The sequence below is a fragment of the Vulcanisaeta moutnovskia 768-28 genome (assembly GCF_000190315.1).
Lineage (GTDB): Archaea > Thermoproteota > Thermoprotei > Thermoproteales > Thermocladiaceae > Vulcanisaeta > Vulcanisaeta moutnovskia.
On the sequence record NC_015151.1, the window covers coordinates 602,509 to 619,411 of the forward strand.

The window sequence follows — 16,903 nt, forward strand, 5'->3', positions numbered from 1 at the left end:
CTATCACCTCAATTGCTTTATTCTTTGTTTCGTCTGCTCAATCTCCTCCTTAGTCACAGTCTTAACAACCTTCTCAGCCTCCTTCATAGTTTCGACAAGGTCAACTACATCCGGAGCACCAAATAGTCTTAATTGGAACCTCTCTTCCCTCACACCTATGTTCTTTAATCTCTTCTTCCAGTTTTCGAATCTCTTGACCGTGTTGTAGTTCGCGGTTATGTAGTGGCAGTCACCGAGCCTACAACCAGTCACGAAAACTCCAGCAGCACCAAGCTCAAAGGCATGCTTAACATGTTTCCAAGACAACCTAGAACTGCACTGAAGTCTAATAATCCTAGCATATGGTGGGTATTGCATCTTAAATATGCCAGCATTATCGGCGGCCCAGTAGGAACAGTAGGCGCATGTGAACATGACAACCTTCTTCTCAGGCTCCTCAGCCAGGGCAGCATCAATCTGAGCCATAATAGCATCATCACTTAAAGCCTCAAGTGTTATGGCGTCCTGTGGACACTCGGCCACGCATGAACCACAGCCCTGACAAGCGGCTGGTATGTGCTCAATCCATTTACCCGGTACACCCCTAATGGCACCATATGGACAAGCCTTAATACAGAGACCGCACTTAGTGCATTTAGACCAATCAAACTTTGGAATAAATGGCTCTTTAGTGACATAGCCCTGGGCAAGCATCATCAACGCCCTTGATGCAGCTGCGTAACCCTCAGCTATTGTCTCAGCCACGTTCTTTGGACCCCTGGCAGCACCTGCTATGAATATTCCAGGCGTCATCGTATCCACGGGGCCAAGTTTCGGATGAGCCTCCATTAAGAAGCCCTCCTGATCCTTGGAAAGTCTCAGTACCTTAGAGACCTCGTCCGTATCCTCACTTGGTACTAAGCCTATGTTAAGGACAATATTGTCAAATGGTACCTCAACATCATCCCCTAACTCAACATCATTAACTATCAACTTATCATTATCCATCTTTATAGCCTCGGTTAATTCCGCCTTTCTTGGTATTCTAATGAAGAGAACGCCAGCATCCCTAGCTTTCTTGTATAGATCTTCGACCTCGGGATCAACACCCATTATATCCCTATAAATTAGGACTACATTCTTACCCTGGTTCCTTAGTTCAATTGCCTTACTCAAACCCACGGCACAACAATACTTTGAACATCCCCTACCACTGGTCCTAGAACCAACGCAGTTTATTACTGCCACATTCTTGCCATCAACGGTCTTCCCATTCTCAAGATCTAATGTTGTTAATACCCTGGGATCCTTACCATAATTAAATTCACTTGGTATGTAAGGCTTAGCACCCGTAGTAACTACTATCGCACCAACATCAAATTCTGCACCATTGCTAAGAACTACATGGAAGCTTCCTGTGAATCCAGAGACATCCTTAATCGTTGCCCCAAGCATGAACTTAACACCGACCTCCTTAGCCTCCTCAACCATTTTATCGAGTAACTTCCTAGCCTCAATACCCTCAGGCTCAAGCCTATTTAGATGCCTAAGCATGCCACCGCACTCATCAGCCTTCTCGACAAGTATTGTCTCAATACCTGCACCGGCTAATCCAGTAGCTGCCGCGAGACCAGCTGGCCCACAACCAACAACCAATGCCCTCTTAATTACTGGCAGTTTTATCGTATTTAATGGTACCATGTGATGAGTCTTGGCTACCGCCATCCTTATCATGTCCTTCGCCTTCTCTGTGGCCGCCTTCCTATCGTTGTGCACCCAAGTGTCTAGGTTCCTAATGTTAGTCATCTCCACGAGGTATGGATTAAGGCCAGCCCTCTTGGCGGAGTCTTGGAAAAATCTGAGATGCGTAACTGGGGAACATGAAGCAATGACCACTCTATTCAGTTTCTTCTCCTTTATTACCTCTGTTATTCTGTCTAGTGATGACTTTGCACATGCGAATTGGAGATCCTCAGCATGGACAACGCCAGGCATTTGCTTAGCTGCTTCAACCAAGGCTGGTACGTCGGCTACACCGGCTATATTTGTGCCGCAGTGGCATACAAATACACCTACCCTGATTGGGTATGGCTCTATAGTTTCCTCATACTTCTCCTCCTCAATCATACCAGGACCTGCATACCTAATTGCCTGTATTGCAGCGGCTAATCCAGTGACCACTGATTCGGAGATATCCCTAGGTTTACTAACTGAACCGGCAACAAAAATACCTGGTCTTGTGGTTAATGTGGGATTTGTTGACTCTGCTCTTACAAAGCCAGCCCTATTCAATGAAATGCTTAATATTTTACTTAACTTATTCATGTCGCTAACAGGTTTTATGGAAGGTGCGAGAACAACCATGTCATACTCCTTCATAGTAACTTTTTTATTCCTGGTATCCTCAAACCTAACGATTATCTTACCATTCCTCTCACCAACTATCTCCGGTCTACCCCAAACAATGTTTACCCCTTCCTTGAGGGCTCTATCGAAGAAACTCTCGAATCCCTTACCGTACGTCCTAACATCATTCATGTACATTATAGTCACATTTTTAATGCCATGAAGTACCTTGGCGTATATACCTTGTTTAAGCAAGTATGTGCAGCAAAAACCTGAACAATAATCATTATACTTATTATTTCTTGAGCCAACACAGGACACAAGCAATACGTTCTCTGGCTCCTCGCCGGTGCTCGGTTTAACAACGACACCACTTGATGGTCCTGACGCATTAACAAGCCTCTCAAATTCAAGTGAGGTTACAACATCCATATGCTTGCCATATCCATACTCTCCAAGGATGTCACTCCTTTCAAGTTCGAAACCGGTTGACACGATCACGGCAGCCACGTCGCGCTCTATGACCTTTGGCATCATTGTGTATATTATGGCATTCCTATCACATGCCTTGGCGCACCTATCACATGGAAAGTAATTTGGTGGTTTATTGAGACAATGATCTATATCCAGCATGTATATACCTGGTTCCGCCTGTGGGAATGGTAGTGGTTCCGCCTGTGGGAATGGTAGGTATATGGCCTTCCTCGCGCCAATACCTGCCTCAAACTCACTAGGAACAACCACCGGACATACATCTTCACACTGGCCACATTTGGTGCAATCATCAGTTACGTATCTGGGTTTAACGAGTATCCTAGCCTTAAAGTCGCCTGGAGATCCTGATAAATCAAGTAGTTCGGCTGGCGATAATAACTCGATGTATGGATGCCTAGCAACATCACTTATTAATGGACCCTCTATACATATGCTACAATCCAGTGTTGGAAATGTCTTATCGAGCATCGCCATCTTACCGCCAATAGCTGGGGACTTCTCAACAAGCGTAACCCTATAACCCATGTTGGCTAAAGCCAGGGCAGCTTCAATACCAGCAATACCACCACCTAGAATAAGAATCCTGTTTGTGGGCATGCAATCACCTTAACCCCTGTAGGAATTTACGACCATAATCAAATCCCGCCTGGAACGCCTTTATGTTCATTTCCTGGATGGAAGTATCGAGCTTACCAGCCCTCCTCGTCACATTCCTTATTGCATTAATTATATAATCCTCCTTTAATAGTGGTTCGAGAATTGCCGTAATAACACCAACAAGGACTACGTTCATTGTTAATCTCCTGCCCGTTACACTTTCCGCTATTTCCGTTGCTGGTACAGGAATTATTACGTAATCATTAGTATTTGAAATTGCTGGTTTATATATTGTACTTTCATAAATAAATATACCACCCTTACGGAGACTCTTAAACTCAAGACTAAATGCCTGTTGATTAGTTGCAAGGAATACGTCAGCTTCATCAATAAGCGGATAATCAACCATCTCCTTAGCTATTATAAGATCAGCTCTAGACCAACCACCTCTCTGTTCAGGACTATACGTTATTGTTAGTATTGAGTCAAGACCACCCATTGCAGCTGCCATACCCAGAAGTCTGCCGGCAAAGACTATGCCATGACCGCCAAGCCCCATAAGCCTAATACGTATCTGATCGAGCTGTTGTTGCATATTTTTCTATTGATAAATAATTATGAAACCTTAATAAATTTTATTCTAGTTTGACAAAAATTATTTTAAACTATACGTAACAACAAGAAGAAAGTTTAAATTTTATGATCACTATCCATATGAAATAGGTCTCTCTCTTTTCACAAAATTTCCCAGGATTACCTTCTTCATGCTAAAGTCTATTTCTAAATCAGCCAAGTTCGCATTATGATCTATTACCGGTCTCTCCTTCAAAACCTTCATTAAGTCGACAGCATCACCCATGGCATTTCTATCAGTATAGATTATGCAGGGCGATAAGACCTCAACAACAGCAAAGCCCTTAACCTTAAACATATCAAGGAGGGATTGATAAAGCTCATTCTGGTGTAGGACAGTCCACCTAGCCACATATGAAGCCCCTGCTGCATATGCTAGTAATGGTACATTGAATGGATTCTCGTAATGACCATACGGTGATGTCGTCGTCTTAGCACCCTTAGGTGTAGTTGGGCTGTATTGCCCACCAGTCATTCCATAGATAAAATTGTTTACTATTATGACATTAATATCATCATTCCTCCTAGCAGCGTGTATGAAGTGGTTACCACCAATGGCCAGTATGTCACCATCACCGCCGACTACCGTCACCTCGAGTTCTGGATTAGCCATTTTTAGACCCACGGCAAATGGTATAGCCCTACCATGAGTTACGTGATATGCATCTAACTTTAAATACCCACCAAGCCTACCCGTGCAGCCTATGCCTGTGACTATCACGTGCTTCTCAATTGGTATGCCAGAGTTCTTTATAGCCCTCGCTAATAGCTTAAGTAGTATCCCTAATCCACATCCTGGGCACCATATATGCGGTAATCTATCAATCCTTATTAAGTCCTTAATATCCTCATAGGACTTGGGAAGCTCTACCTTAACTCCCGTGGTTGTTACTTCAGCCTCTACACTCATTTCTCGATCACCTTTCTCACATTATTTATTACATAATCAGGATCAGGAATATAACCAGGGGCATACGGTATATGCTCCACAGGAACCCCCTTAGAAAACTCCCTAACTACATGGTACATCTTGCCCATATTGACCTCAACAGTTATGAGCTTCTGAATGCCCCTCGAAACCAAGTTCTCCACAACCCAACCAGGGAATGGCCAAGCCGTCTTCGGCCTAAGCATACCAACCCTATAGCCCTGTGCCCTCAATACCTTTATTGCTCTCCTTACAGAGCCTGAGGTCGAGCCATAGGAAACAATGACATACTCAGCATCATCAAGTAAGTACTCCTCCCACTCCGCTATTTCCTTCTCATTCTCCCTAATCTTACGGACGAGCCTCATGACGAGCTTAAACGAAGAATCCCTATCAGTGGTTGGATATCCCTTGTCAGTATGTGTTAATGATTCATTATTAGCCCTATAGCCAGTACCGGCAATAGCCATGGGCGGTACTAAATACCTACTATCATAGGGTAGATATTGATCTGGCGGTACCGTTGGCTTTGGTCTCTCAACGATCTCAATCTCATCAAACTCAGGAACCCTGACCTTACCATACATATGCCCAATTAATTGATCAGAAAGCACTATTGCTACTACCCTATATTTCTCAGCCATATTGAAGGCCTTTATCGTGAAGTCAAAGGCCTCCTGAGGATTAGCCGGCAGGTAAGCCACTATTTCATAATCGCCATGAGAACCATACTTAGCCTGAAGAATGTCACCCTGCCCTAGTAATGTTGGTATTCCTGTTGATGGACCTGCCCTCATAACATTAACAATCACAGCTGGAATCTCAAGCATTGAGCCAAGCCCAATCTCCTCCTGCATTAGGGAGAAGCCAGGACCTGATGTTGCTGTCATCGACTTAACCCCAGCAGCCGATGCGCCTAATACAGACATTATGCTACCTATCTCATCCTCCATCTGTATGAACTTACCATTAACCTGAGGTAACCTATACGACATATACTCAGCAATCTCATTTGACGGAGTTATTGGGTAACCACCGTAAAATCTACAACCGGCCGTTACCGCACCCTCAGCAACCGCAGTATTACCATCTAGAAAGTGAATACCAGGCCTCAATAATTTATCCAGATCCTTTTTATAAAGCTCAGCCACTGTGGGCATGCCTACTCACCCCATAGTATTTATCATAAGTTATGTATTCCTCTGAAACAACGGTAATGGCGAAGTCAGGGCAAACCTTCTCGCACATTCTACAAGCAACACAGTCAAGTTCCTTACCTGGTTTAACAACTGGGTAGTGATAACCCTTGATGTTGACGTCCTTAGATTCTTCAAGAACGTCATTAGGGCAAAACTCAATACAGAACCTGCAATCCTTGCAAAGATCAGGGTTAACGATAATCTTACCAATTGGTCGTTTCATCTTATGGAGATTAACGAGCCTACGCATGGACCAAACCTCGTCATGTTGAGCTAAAATCATATTTGCTTAATTATTTTCATTAGAAATGTTTTTAAATCTTTTTTCTTCTTCAATCGTACAATACCTATTGATACTAACCTTTTGCATGCATTTTTATTTATTCTTATATATTGAATTCATTAGAATATTTCTCATGAAAGTAAGCAAAATGATCTTTACGGACTGCACTGGTATATAAAATGCTACTTTCATTAATTAATTTCAGTGAGTGTTCACGATAATATAGATAGAATTATTCGGAATAGAGTAGAGAGTAGGAGGTTTAGAATAAAGGATATTGATCAGTTAAAGACTGTTGACGACGTATTTAATCAATACACAATAGATGCCCTAAGGGAATTAATGAATAAACACATCGTTCAGGAGGTTTACGGACCAGTTGCGCAGGGTAAAGAGGCTAAGGTGATATGGGCTAAGGCGTCTGACGGCACGGATATTGCACTGAAGATATTCTACACATCTACAGCACAATTCATTAGGGGTAGGTATAAGTACCTGCTTGGTGATCCACGATTTGCCAATGCAAGGATCACGAATACGAGAAAGCTTATTGAGTATTGGTGCAAGAAGGAGTTTAGCAATTTAAGCGATGCATATAATGCAGGGGTTAGGGTACCTAAGCCGATAACCTTCAATAGGAATATCCTGGTCATGGAATTCATAAGCTATGAGGGATATAGTGGCGTGCCAGCACCATTAATTAAGGATGCACCGCCTAAAGACCCTGAAATAGCCTATCTCACAATTATTAGGTATATCGAGAGAGCGTTTATTCTGGGTAAAATAATTCATTCAGACTTAAGTGAATTCAATATTGTAAACACAGGAAATGAGTTAGTAATAATTGATTGGGGTAGCGCCGTAAAGGCTAATCACCCTAACGCGACTGAGTTCCTGCTTAGAGACATTGAAAATGTAAGTAGGTACTTTAGTAAGGAATTTCGCCTTAAGGTGTTTGATGGTAAGGCATTGCTCGGTGCCTTACTACGTAGATATGAAATTAAGGGTGAAGTAATAGGCGATAGGGAGGGTTGGTTATTAATAAACGGTAAGAGATTAATCGATGATTTGACCTAGCATTTCACAACTACATGGAGGAACCTAGTATATTACCTAGGCGGTAGCTTAATATAATACTTCAGGGTATTTTACTTGTAATGTTACCAATACCACCTGAACCTAAGGACATTAAGGATAGAATAGTAAAAAGGAGGAGTGTGTGTAATGGCCCTAGTTGTGACTCATTCTCTGTATGGTTTGGTAATGAAATTGCAAAGTACCTATGGAACCACTGGAACCGGGAATTAGCCAGGGCAGGTATTAATTGGCAGAAATTCCTTTCGATACTTAGTAATCATACCCAGGAATTAATTGATTGGGCCATTAAAGACACACTTACCTGGAATGACTTAATAAGGATATTAACAAATGATGTGCTACCTGGTACGACGGCCATGACCGTAAGCAGAAAAGGCGGGATTTTGGACTATTTATAATATGCTGAAATTAATGATCCCGCACCTTAATTACTTTGTGTTAGCTTCTACATTTCTTGCATTACGGTTAGGTTATTGGGCTTTAGTGCTCTTTTCACCATGTTTTATCAATGACTCGCTGATTATACGAATTAATGCACATATCTCTTCACAAATACTTGATGGCTTTATACCTGCGTTTATATACTCGATTATCATTATTGGCGTTGCATATGTACTAATCCAAAATTCAGCAAAAAGTCTCTCACCTCTATCCACTAAATGAACCTCCATGTTATTATTATCACTAAACCTAATCATGTACCTAGAGCCATCCATGAATGACTGCCTCTCCACTGAACTAGCATTGCAAGTCCTCATGAGCAAATCAGCGACTAAACCAGCAACTCGCATACTCATTATTTCTTCCCTTACAGTGTCTGCTTTAAAATCAGTTGTTTCATACACATGCTATTAAATTACGCTATAAACTAAGGGTAATATTATTTAATGGTTATGGTACCATCGTCATCATCATTTCCATGAGACTTAAACATCATAATGAAAAACTTGTATAATGATGATAGTTTATTATTTAATAAATCCTCAACTAATTGCCATGATGTTGTTAGTAACCCCGCATCATAAAGCGCAAGTCCAAAGCCCAGGTAATGATCTCCAGTTAATTGTGGGTCTGAAATCGTAAGTCCTAGGCCAGCGTAATGAATTATTGATATGTATGTGAAGTATATGAGAGCTATCATGAAGAATGTAATGTAGGTAATCATTAATGCCTTAGCCTTAGAGGACATCTTACCAAAGTTACCCTTTAACTGCTTGATCATTGTTATTGATGATATCACGAGCATAGAGAACATGAACATGAACACAGGCGTTATCACAAGTATTGTTAAGTCAGCAGCACCATATATCCACAACTCAGTCAATACGTAGTCCACAGCGATAGCCATTGCTAGGGCAGACACCAATGACATTATGTATACGTATCGCACATAATCCTGAATGCCACCCGTATTAACCGACATACTACTCAAGCAATACCAATGTAATATCAATATTTAATACTAACAATTAAGAAACCGCGTTGGCGACGAATATTTATTAAGGGGTTTCTCATAATGTGAGAAGATTAAATGGAGAAACAACCAATAGTAATATATCGAAAAGCATGCCCAAACTGTGGGGGAGACATAACATCGGATAGATTGGGCGCTGGATTACCATGTTATAAGTGCTTACCTGAGGTGGCAAAGAAGGTGGCAAACACAATTGAGGTATTAAATACATTAGAGAAGCTCGGTACAATTAACAGGCTTAAATCATTGTCGAACTTAATCAATGAATATAACGAATTCATGAACATGTTTAAGAAAGTAGTTGGAACAAATATGTGGGGTGCCCAAAGACTATGGACAAGGAGACTCATTAAAGGCAAGAGCTTCGCAATAGTTGCACCAACGGGTAGTGGAAAGACAACATTTGGTATGATGGCATCACTATACATTGCCTTAAGAAAAAGGAGTAAGGTATTAATAGTCGTTCCAACATCAACACTGGCTTACGACGTCCATAGAAGGTTAAGTGAATATTCAGGGAAAATGAATAGCAACATAAGGATTATTATGGCTTCATCTATACTATACAAACAGGAGTTGATAGATGCAATGAACGCCATTGAAAATGGCGACTTCGATATATTGATAATAACAAACGCCTTTTTACCAAGACACATGGATTTACTCAGAAAGTATAGGTTTTCGCTGATTTTCGTTGATGATGTAGATAGCGTATTAAAAGCATCCAGCAAAAACATTGATAGATTATTACTACTGCTTGGTATTAATGAGGAGGCCCTCCATAAGGCCTTGACCGTTGTTGATTTAATGAAGAAGCTTAGGAAGGCTATTAGATTCAGGGCAAGTGATGAGGAAATTAATAAACTTAAGGAAGATATTAAGAAACTAAGTACTGAACTAAGTAATTATGTAAAGAGCAATAATATAGGCATATTGATAGCCTCAGGAGCATTAACAAGAATTAGAAGAACGGCTAGGTTGTTCCTGTTTAGGGAATTCCTTGGTTTCGAAACTGGTGGCAGAGCCGAGGGATTAAGAAATGTAGTTGATGCTTATACTAGACCTAAGGACTCCTTGGTGAGTGCAGCGGTTGAGATAGTAAAGAGACTAGGCGGTGGAGGAATAATATATGTACCACCCGATCTGAGGGAAATTATCGATGAATTAAGTGAAAAATTGAATAATAATGGAATAAAGGCTGCAGCATACCTTAAGCCAAGTAAGTCATTACTTAATGATTTTGTTGATGGAAAGATCGACGTACTCATTGGTCTTGCAACATCTAGGTCCTCCTTGGTTAGGGGTATTGATTTACCTCAGAGAATAGCTTATGTGGTTTTTGTCGGGGTTCCGCGCATGAAGTTTAGGATAAAACTTGAGGAGTTCACACCAATGAGATATTTAATGTTTCTATTTAATATTAGAAATATTGTGCCTCAATACTTGAGGAACGATGTTGATAGAGTCATTGCAAGACTTAGAAATTTAACGGCACTTAATCAGGAGCAGGTGAATAATTTATTGATGGCAATTGAGGAAAATAGAGAATTGAGTGGATTTGATAAATACGCGGCTGATGTGATTAAGGATGCTGTCGATCTTGTGAATAAGTTATTAAGTGATCCAGGTATTAGAAGAGCAATTGAACAATCTAATGAGGTTGGTCTTGAGTATAGGGGTAATGATCTTTACGTAATTATTCCTGACCTAACAACGTATATTCAGGGAAGTGGTAGAACATCAAGGTTATACGTTGGTGGCGTATCCCTAGGATTATCAGTATTAATAGTAGACAATGAGAAGGTATTCAACGGCTTAGTTAGAAATCTTAGGTATAGGCTTGAGGATGTTAAGGTCCAGGACATTAATGAGATAAATATTGATGAGCTAATGAAGAAGATTAGGAATGAGAGAGAATTAATAAGGAATATAATGCTTGGGAGAATCCCCAATCAATTCCTTGAGAAAGATCCACTAAGAACCGCATTTGTTATTGTGGAATCACCAACGAAAGCAAGAACCATTGCGAACTTCTTTGGTGTACCTACAAGGAGGGAGACAGGCCCATTAGTTATTTATGAAGCCACTTTAGGTAACCTATACCTATTAATAACCGCCACTAAGGGCCATATGTGGGATTTAATACCCGCTGCTCCAGCAGACGTTAAGAGCTTCTCTTCATTTTTAAGGTCAGAAAAACTCCTTGATTATTATGGAATACTTAGAGCTGGTAATAATTTCGTACCAATTTATGGCACGATAAAGAGATGCCCCGTTGGTGGTGAGACGTATACTGAGGATATCAATGTTTGCAAGATACATGGTGCTGAGCTCATTGACGCCATGGACATAGTTAACGCGGTAAGGGATATCGCTACTGAGGTTGATCAAGTAATGATTGGCACTGATCCTGACGCCGAAGGTGAGAAAATAGCCTGGGATGTATATATGATGTTGAGACCCTATGTGGGTAATATTGCTAGGATTGAGTTCCATGAGGTCACTAAGAAAGCCATTATTGATGCGATAATGAACCCAAGAACCATAAGCCTCAGTATGGTTGGTGCTCAGTTAGTAAGGAGGATTGAGGATAGGTGGATAGGATTCGGACTTAGCCAAATAGTCCAGGAAAAGTTCGGTAGGAGGACCCTATCGGCAGGTAGGGTTCAAACACCAGTCCTTGGCTGGATAATAGAAAGATATGATGAGAGCAGGAAAGATAAGATTTACACGGTTACCATGACATTAAGCAACGGCATAAAGATAAGGCTAGGTATACCACCTGATAAGGAGGAGTTGGTAAAGACCCTCAAGGCTCTGCATAGAAATAAAGCCGTTGATGCGGTGATTAAGGTTGCAGTAACAAAGGTCGGGGAAACTGAGGAAGAATTGAACCCACCACCACCATATACCACGGATGCCCTATTAAGGGATTCGGCGAATATACTTGGTTTAAGCGTTGAACAAACAATGGCAATTGCGCAGGAATTATTTGAGTCAGGTCTCATAACATATCATAGAACCGACAGCACCAGAGTATCTAGTGTGGGTATTGGCATTGCTAAGGAGTACATAAGCGAGAAAGTCAGTTCTGATTACTTCGTAGGCAGGACTTGGGGTGGTAAGGAAATTGGCGCCCACGAGTGCATAAGACCAACGAGACCCATTGATAGTGATGATTTAAGGAACCTACTTAATACTGGGTTACTTCAGTTAGCAATTAAGGTTACAGCAAATCACTTAAGGGTTTACGACTTAATATTTAAGAGATTCATCGCAAGCCAGATGAAGAGTGCTAAAGTTATGAAGGAGAAGTTAAGAATAAGTGTTTATTTTAATGGTGTTGATACTCATGACGAGGAAATTGAGAGAATCTCAAAAATACTAGAGCCAGGCTTTACGAGATTTTGGGGCTATCTTGAGGGTAAGGAATACCAAGAACTTACACCAGGTGAATATAACGTGACTAGTATTGATTACATTAAGAAGGTGAGTAGAACATTACCACTTAGGGAGGGTGATATAATCGCCATGATGAAGGAGAGAGGTATTGGTAGACCAAGCACCTATGCCAAGATTGTTGATGTAATACTGAAGAGACGTTATGCCTTAGTTGTCGGCAGGAGGACTAGGTATGTTGTACCTACGAATCTTGGCCGTCAAGTCTATAAGTTCTTGACTGAGGATAATAAGGAATTCAGCGACTTAGTTAGTGAGGAGAGGACTAGGATGGTTGAGAAGCATATGGATGATGTTGAGGTTGGTGAAAGGGATTACATGGATGTGCTTAATGAGTTATTTAACGAGGCGATAAGTAAGGGAATACTTAAGGAGAACGTTATTAGTTAAACTTAACCGCATGACCCTGTCTTGCAGTATGGATCATCAGTCTCCCCAAGTTCCTCCTGCATCTCCTCCTCAATACTCTCGCCGCCATTACCCTTAATTCTAATCAATTTATCCTTAAGCGCAGATAGGGACGTGTAACTAGCCTTGGCCTCAACCTTAGGTTTTGTCTCTACCTTAACCTCCTTAACTTCTACAGACGGCTTAGCCTCAGCACCCTTAACACCTGTGTATATCACCTGAACGGACTTACTCTTATCCCTATACACCGTTATTCCAAAGGCATTAAGCAGCCAAGCTAATCTATAGGCTTGCTCAACATCCTCGATAGGGGTATCGCTCGGCATATTTATCGTCTTACTAACACCTGAGTCATTCCATCTAGCCCAAGTCACTTGCATGTAGACGTGCCACTTCCAGTGAATCTCATGCGCAGTCCTAAGCAGATTGGCTAATGGATGGTCTCTTGGTAATATTCCGTACTCCTCGACAAAACTCCTCGTCGCCTCATCAAGTGCCTTTGTCTGCATTAACAGTTTAAGTGCTGTATAGTTATACTCAATGAGCTTACCAATTGATAAATTCCTAATATAAGCGATAGCGAAGAGGGGCTCAATACTCGAGTTCACACCAGCAATGAGACTTCTCGATCCCTCAGGCGCTATGCTCATTATTGAACCATTCCTAATGCCTATAGTACTTACATCTATTGACAGGTCACTATCTGAGGCCTTATACCCCCTAAGTACTGTTGTTGCTCCATCAATTATTGCCTTAACCTTGATATCGCCATAACCAACATCCAGCGTCTTTAAGTATTCATCAACTGCATCCTTATCGATAGCACTTGAGAACTTCTCAAGCCTTTCCCTATGTTTTGTCCACGGCAATACCCCCTCAGCCCAATCACTATGCTTATACGCTGGGTAAACACCCTTCTCCTTAGCCAACTCAATACTTGCTCTAACAGCCATCCTAGCAATGAAGCTAGCCAACTCATTAGAGACGGCAAGCGCCTGCGGTGAGTCATACTTAAGACCAAGGGCTATTAAAGTATCAGCAAGTCCATTAGCACCAAGTCCAATTCTTCTAGTCTCAAGAACCCTCTTCCTAAGCCTATCATGCGGTAACTTATTAACATCAATAACATCATCTAGGAACCTAACGGCTAACTGAACATCCCTAGCCAGGGAATCCCAATCAATCCTTCCATCATAAACATATTTCACTAAATTAATGCTACCTAAATTACAACTCTCAAAATCATAAAGCGACTCCTCAGAACAATTGTGGCTTACAAACCCGCCAGCCACATAGTAGTGATAACCAGGTACTGTGGTATCAAAAACCTCCTCCTCACCCATGTACTCTATGTCCTTAACCGTTACTAATGGCGGATCCACCTTAACCTTCTTAAGAGAAACCCTAGCGCTTTTGGCAGGGTCAGCAAACCCTATCTTTTCCATGAACAACTTCCTGCTATAATTCTTAATCACTAATTCGTGGAAGGTATTCGATCTGTAAACTCTGACATCGCCAGACTTAGTTACGTATACGAAGCCACGTTCGGCCTTTGACGTTTCGGTCCTAGCCCTATCCTCGTATATTGTAGACATTATTCCAAATAACAGGAGTAACTCCTGAACCTGCTTGAGTAGTCTTAAAGATGCTGATGCTAATCTTATTGCTGAGTCGCGATCTACCGTACCATCTGCCGTGAACAATCCCCTAAGGAACGCCCTAATCTCACTTGGCTTTAGTGTATAGACTATCTCTGGCACAACCCTCATCGTAGAATCTGCATTTACTAATTCAGACGCTATTCTCTTGAAGTATGTTCGTACATCCTTGGACGTGGCCATGACCTTTATCTCATTTCCTTCATAGTAAACATGGATTATTGCACGTGGGAATCTATTCCTTAAGATATCGATGACCATCTGTGCAATACCCTCCTCCTTCTCAGCATTGAAGTACCACGCAACATACCCATTATGTCTCTCCTTATTTTCACGTAAGAATCCATCACCGACCAATAAGCCCAGTAAGAATGCCATGTCCTCACCAATGCTATTACTGCCAAAGTCCTTGCTGAATCTGTCTATGTCCATCCTGGACATGTATATCAAGTCACCGGGCTTTAATTGATCAACTCTCTTCCAGACAATCCAGTAATCATATGCTTTATTGCCTAACGAAGCCCTGATTACCTGCTGTACCTCAAGTGGTGCATCGTCGCATTCCTCACATGGATCTTTAGTTGCAACGATTAACCTATGGTCAGGGGTTGCCTTTAATTCATAGCCCTCCTTAGTAATCACCTTATATACAGGCTTAACGCCTTGGCTAAAGACCTTGGACCTCATTACGACAGGTTCACTAACCTTAACTGCTTTGTATCCATGACTGGTAACTGCATGCAATACTACTGCTTTGCCAGGCACTACTAAATCAACCTCGTTAATTCCCTGCTTAACTAATCTCCCAATCTGTAAATACCCATACTTAGTGAGTATCCTCGTATCACCAGTAACACATGGGTTAGTGGCATTTATGACCTCGCCTGGTATTTTTTCATTATTTATGTAATTAGCTAGGTCCCTATTCCATAGCCCTGGATCACCGCTGTCCCATGCTGATTTGACTATCTTGTCCCAAAGCTCCTTGGCGTTAATTCTTCTCCAAATCCTTATCTTACCAGCCTTTATTGCCTCAATACAGCCCTCATAGCATTTAATGAATTCCTCACCCCAGGTCTTATATAGGCATGGACACTCCCTTGGGTTTACTAGGTAAATGTCCTCTCCCTTAAGTGCCTTCTGCATGAAGTGGTCGTCTATGGCAACGCTAATGTTGAAGTTCTGGAGCTGAATGTCCTTAAGCTCACCGCTCTTTGAGGTTATGAACTTCTCAATGTCAGGGTGCCACCAGAAGAGCATGCCCATCTGGGCACCACGCCTCTTACCACCCTGCTTAATTGTGTCCACCAACGTATCAAAGAGCTTCATGAAGCTAAGCGGCCCAGAGGCAATACCAGTCGTACTCCTAACTATATCACCCTCAGGCCTTAACTTACCGAAGTTATAACCAACACCACCACCTGACTGGAATATTAACGCGGCGAGCCTTAGGGCATCCATTATTCCGAAGTTGCACTCTGGATCCTCCCTATTCGTGTCGCTCTCTCTGGATAGGCAGTCATCAATGGGTACAACGAAGCATGCAGAAAGTTGTCCAAGCCTTGTCATTGCGTTATAAAGCGTTGGTGAGTTGGGCATTAATTTCAATTGACTCATTAGGTCGTAAAACCTCCTCGTCCACGTTATTGGATCACCACCGTACTTAAGCTCCGCATAGGCTACGCCCATTGCCGTCCTCATCCATAGGTACTGGGGCGCTTCGAAAAATGAACCGTCAAGTCTCTTTAACAGATACCTACTCATTAGCGTTCTAACTCCATTGTAGGTAAGTAGTAAATCCCTACTTGGGTCAAGGTATTTAGCCAACTCATCAATGTGCTGGGCATACCAGGCACTCATCTCTGAGTCCCAAATCCTAAGCTCAAGCCCTGTCCTAAACCAAGCCCTAAAGCCCTCCCTATACGCATCCTCGAATCTAGTTCTTCCATCATTAATTGCCTTAACAACGTCCTTACCCCAAACCTGCTTATACATGCTCCAAAGTAGGTAGTTCCTAGCCGCATCATGCCACTTCAAGTCATCAGTGACCATGTTAAGCATGATTAATTGAACTCTATCTGACAATTCACTGCTAGGCAGTGTGCCCTTAATATCGAGGGCATTAATTACTAGGTCAGGGTCTGGGACACCCGCAAGTTTAAGAGAGCGGACTAACTTCTCCCTTGAGAAGTCCTCAGTGTTCCCATTCCTCTTTAATATCCTTATTCTAACCACCTTACTTATTGCTTCAGTACTTAATTGCACACAGGAAATTTAAATTACTTTTATTAGGGGGCAGCGGACAAAATAAGTTAACACGAACCTAAGTGAAGAGAATATATATTG

Annotated in this window: 11 protein-coding genes; 3 read left to right on the forward strand and 8 right to left on the reverse strand. The window is 41.8% G+C overall.

What is annotated here, in order from left to right:
* Nucleotides 1–3: 3 nt before the first annotated feature.
* The 5 genes from VMUT_RS03295 to VMUT_RS03315 all read right to left on the reverse strand — a co-directional run bounded on the left by VMUT_RS03295 (nt 4) and on the right by VMUT_RS03315 (nt 6,427).
* Nucleotides 4–3,417 carry a hydrogenase iron-sulfur subunit gene (locus VMUT_RS03295; RefSeq protein WP_013604009.1) on the reverse strand — a complete coding sequence of 1,138 codons (3,414 nt, stop codon included), beginning with the start codon at nt 3,415–3,417 and terminating at the stop codon, nt 4–6.
* A 4-nt stretch (nt 3,418–3,421) separates the two neighbouring features.
* A complete protein-coding gene (locus VMUT_RS03300) occupies nt 3,422–4,012 on the reverse strand; it encodes a 2-oxoacid:acceptor oxidoreductase family protein (RefSeq protein WP_148224640.1) in 591 nt (196 codons plus the stop codon).
* 111 nt (nt 4,013–4,123) lie between these two features.
* Nucleotides 4,124–4,960, reverse strand: a complete 837-nt coding sequence (locus VMUT_RS03305) for a thiamine pyrophosphate-dependent enzyme (protein WP_013604011.1) — start codon at nt 4,958–4,960, stop codon at nt 4,124–4,126.
* Entirely contained in the window at nt 4,957–6,138 is a 1,182-nt protein-coding gene (locus VMUT_RS03310) for a 2-oxoacid:acceptor oxidoreductase subunit alpha (RefSeq protein ID WP_013604012.1), read from the reverse strand. Before VMUT_RS03310 ends, VMUT_RS03305 begins: the two co-directional genes overlap by 4 nt.
* Nucleotides 6,122–6,427 carry a 4Fe-4S dicluster domain-containing protein gene (locus tag VMUT_RS03315; RefSeq protein WP_048057156.1) on the reverse strand — a complete coding sequence of 102 codons (306 nt, stop codon included), beginning with the start codon at nt 6,425–6,427 and terminating at the stop codon, nt 6,122–6,124. The genes VMUT_RS03310 and VMUT_RS03315 overlap by 17 nt, the downstream gene beginning before the upstream one ends.
* A gap of 237 nt (nt 6,428–6,664) precedes the next feature.
* Here VMUT_RS03315 and VMUT_RS03320 point away from each other — a divergent pair, with 237 nt between their 5' ends.
* Nucleotides 6,665–7,537, forward strand: a complete 873-nt coding sequence (locus VMUT_RS03320; RefSeq protein ID WP_013604013.1) for a serine protein kinase RIO — start codon at nt 6,665–6,667, stop codon at nt 7,535–7,537.
* Nucleotides 7,538–7,617: 80 nt separating this feature from the next.
* Complete coding sequence (locus VMUT_RS03325; RefSeq protein WP_013604014.1) at nt 7,618–7,956, forward strand: hypothetical protein; 339 nt, start codon at nt 7,618–7,620, stop codon at nt 7,954–7,956.
* A 72-nt stretch (nt 7,957–8,028) separates the two neighbouring features.
* On the opposite strand, the gene VMUT_RS03330 is transcribed toward VMUT_RS03325, so the two are convergent.
* Both VMUT_RS03330 and VMUT_RS03335 read right to left on the reverse strand, forming a co-directional pair.
* Entirely contained in the window at nt 8,029–8,355 is a 327-nt protein-coding gene (locus tag VMUT_RS03330) for a hypothetical protein (RefSeq protein ID WP_013604015.1), read from the reverse strand.
* Between the two features lie 83 nt (nt 8,356–8,438).
* Nucleotides 8,439–8,981 (reverse strand): hypothetical protein, encoded by a 543-nt coding sequence (locus VMUT_RS03335; protein ID WP_013604016.1) that lies wholly within the window; start codon nt 8,979–8,981, stop codon nt 8,439–8,441.
* 108 nt (nt 8,982–9,089) lie between these two features.
* Here VMUT_RS03335 and rgy point away from each other — a divergent pair, with 108 nt between their 5' ends.
* Nucleotides 9,090–12,881: a reverse gyrase gene (rgy, locus tag VMUT_RS03340; RefSeq protein WP_013604017.1), complete on the forward strand. Its 3,792-nt coding sequence runs from the start codon at nt 9,090–9,092 to the stop codon at nt 12,879–12,881.
* Nucleotides 12,882–12,883: 2 nt separating this feature from the next.
* Here the strand turns inward: rgy and VMUT_RS12435 are convergent, their stop codons facing one another.
* Nucleotides 12,884–16,822, reverse strand: a complete 3,939-nt coding sequence (locus VMUT_RS12435) for an intein-containing adenosylcobalamin-dependent ribonucleoside-diphosphate reductase (protein WP_013604018.1) — start codon at nt 16,820–16,822, stop codon at nt 12,884–12,886.
* Nucleotides 16,823–16,903: the final 81 nt, after the last annotated feature.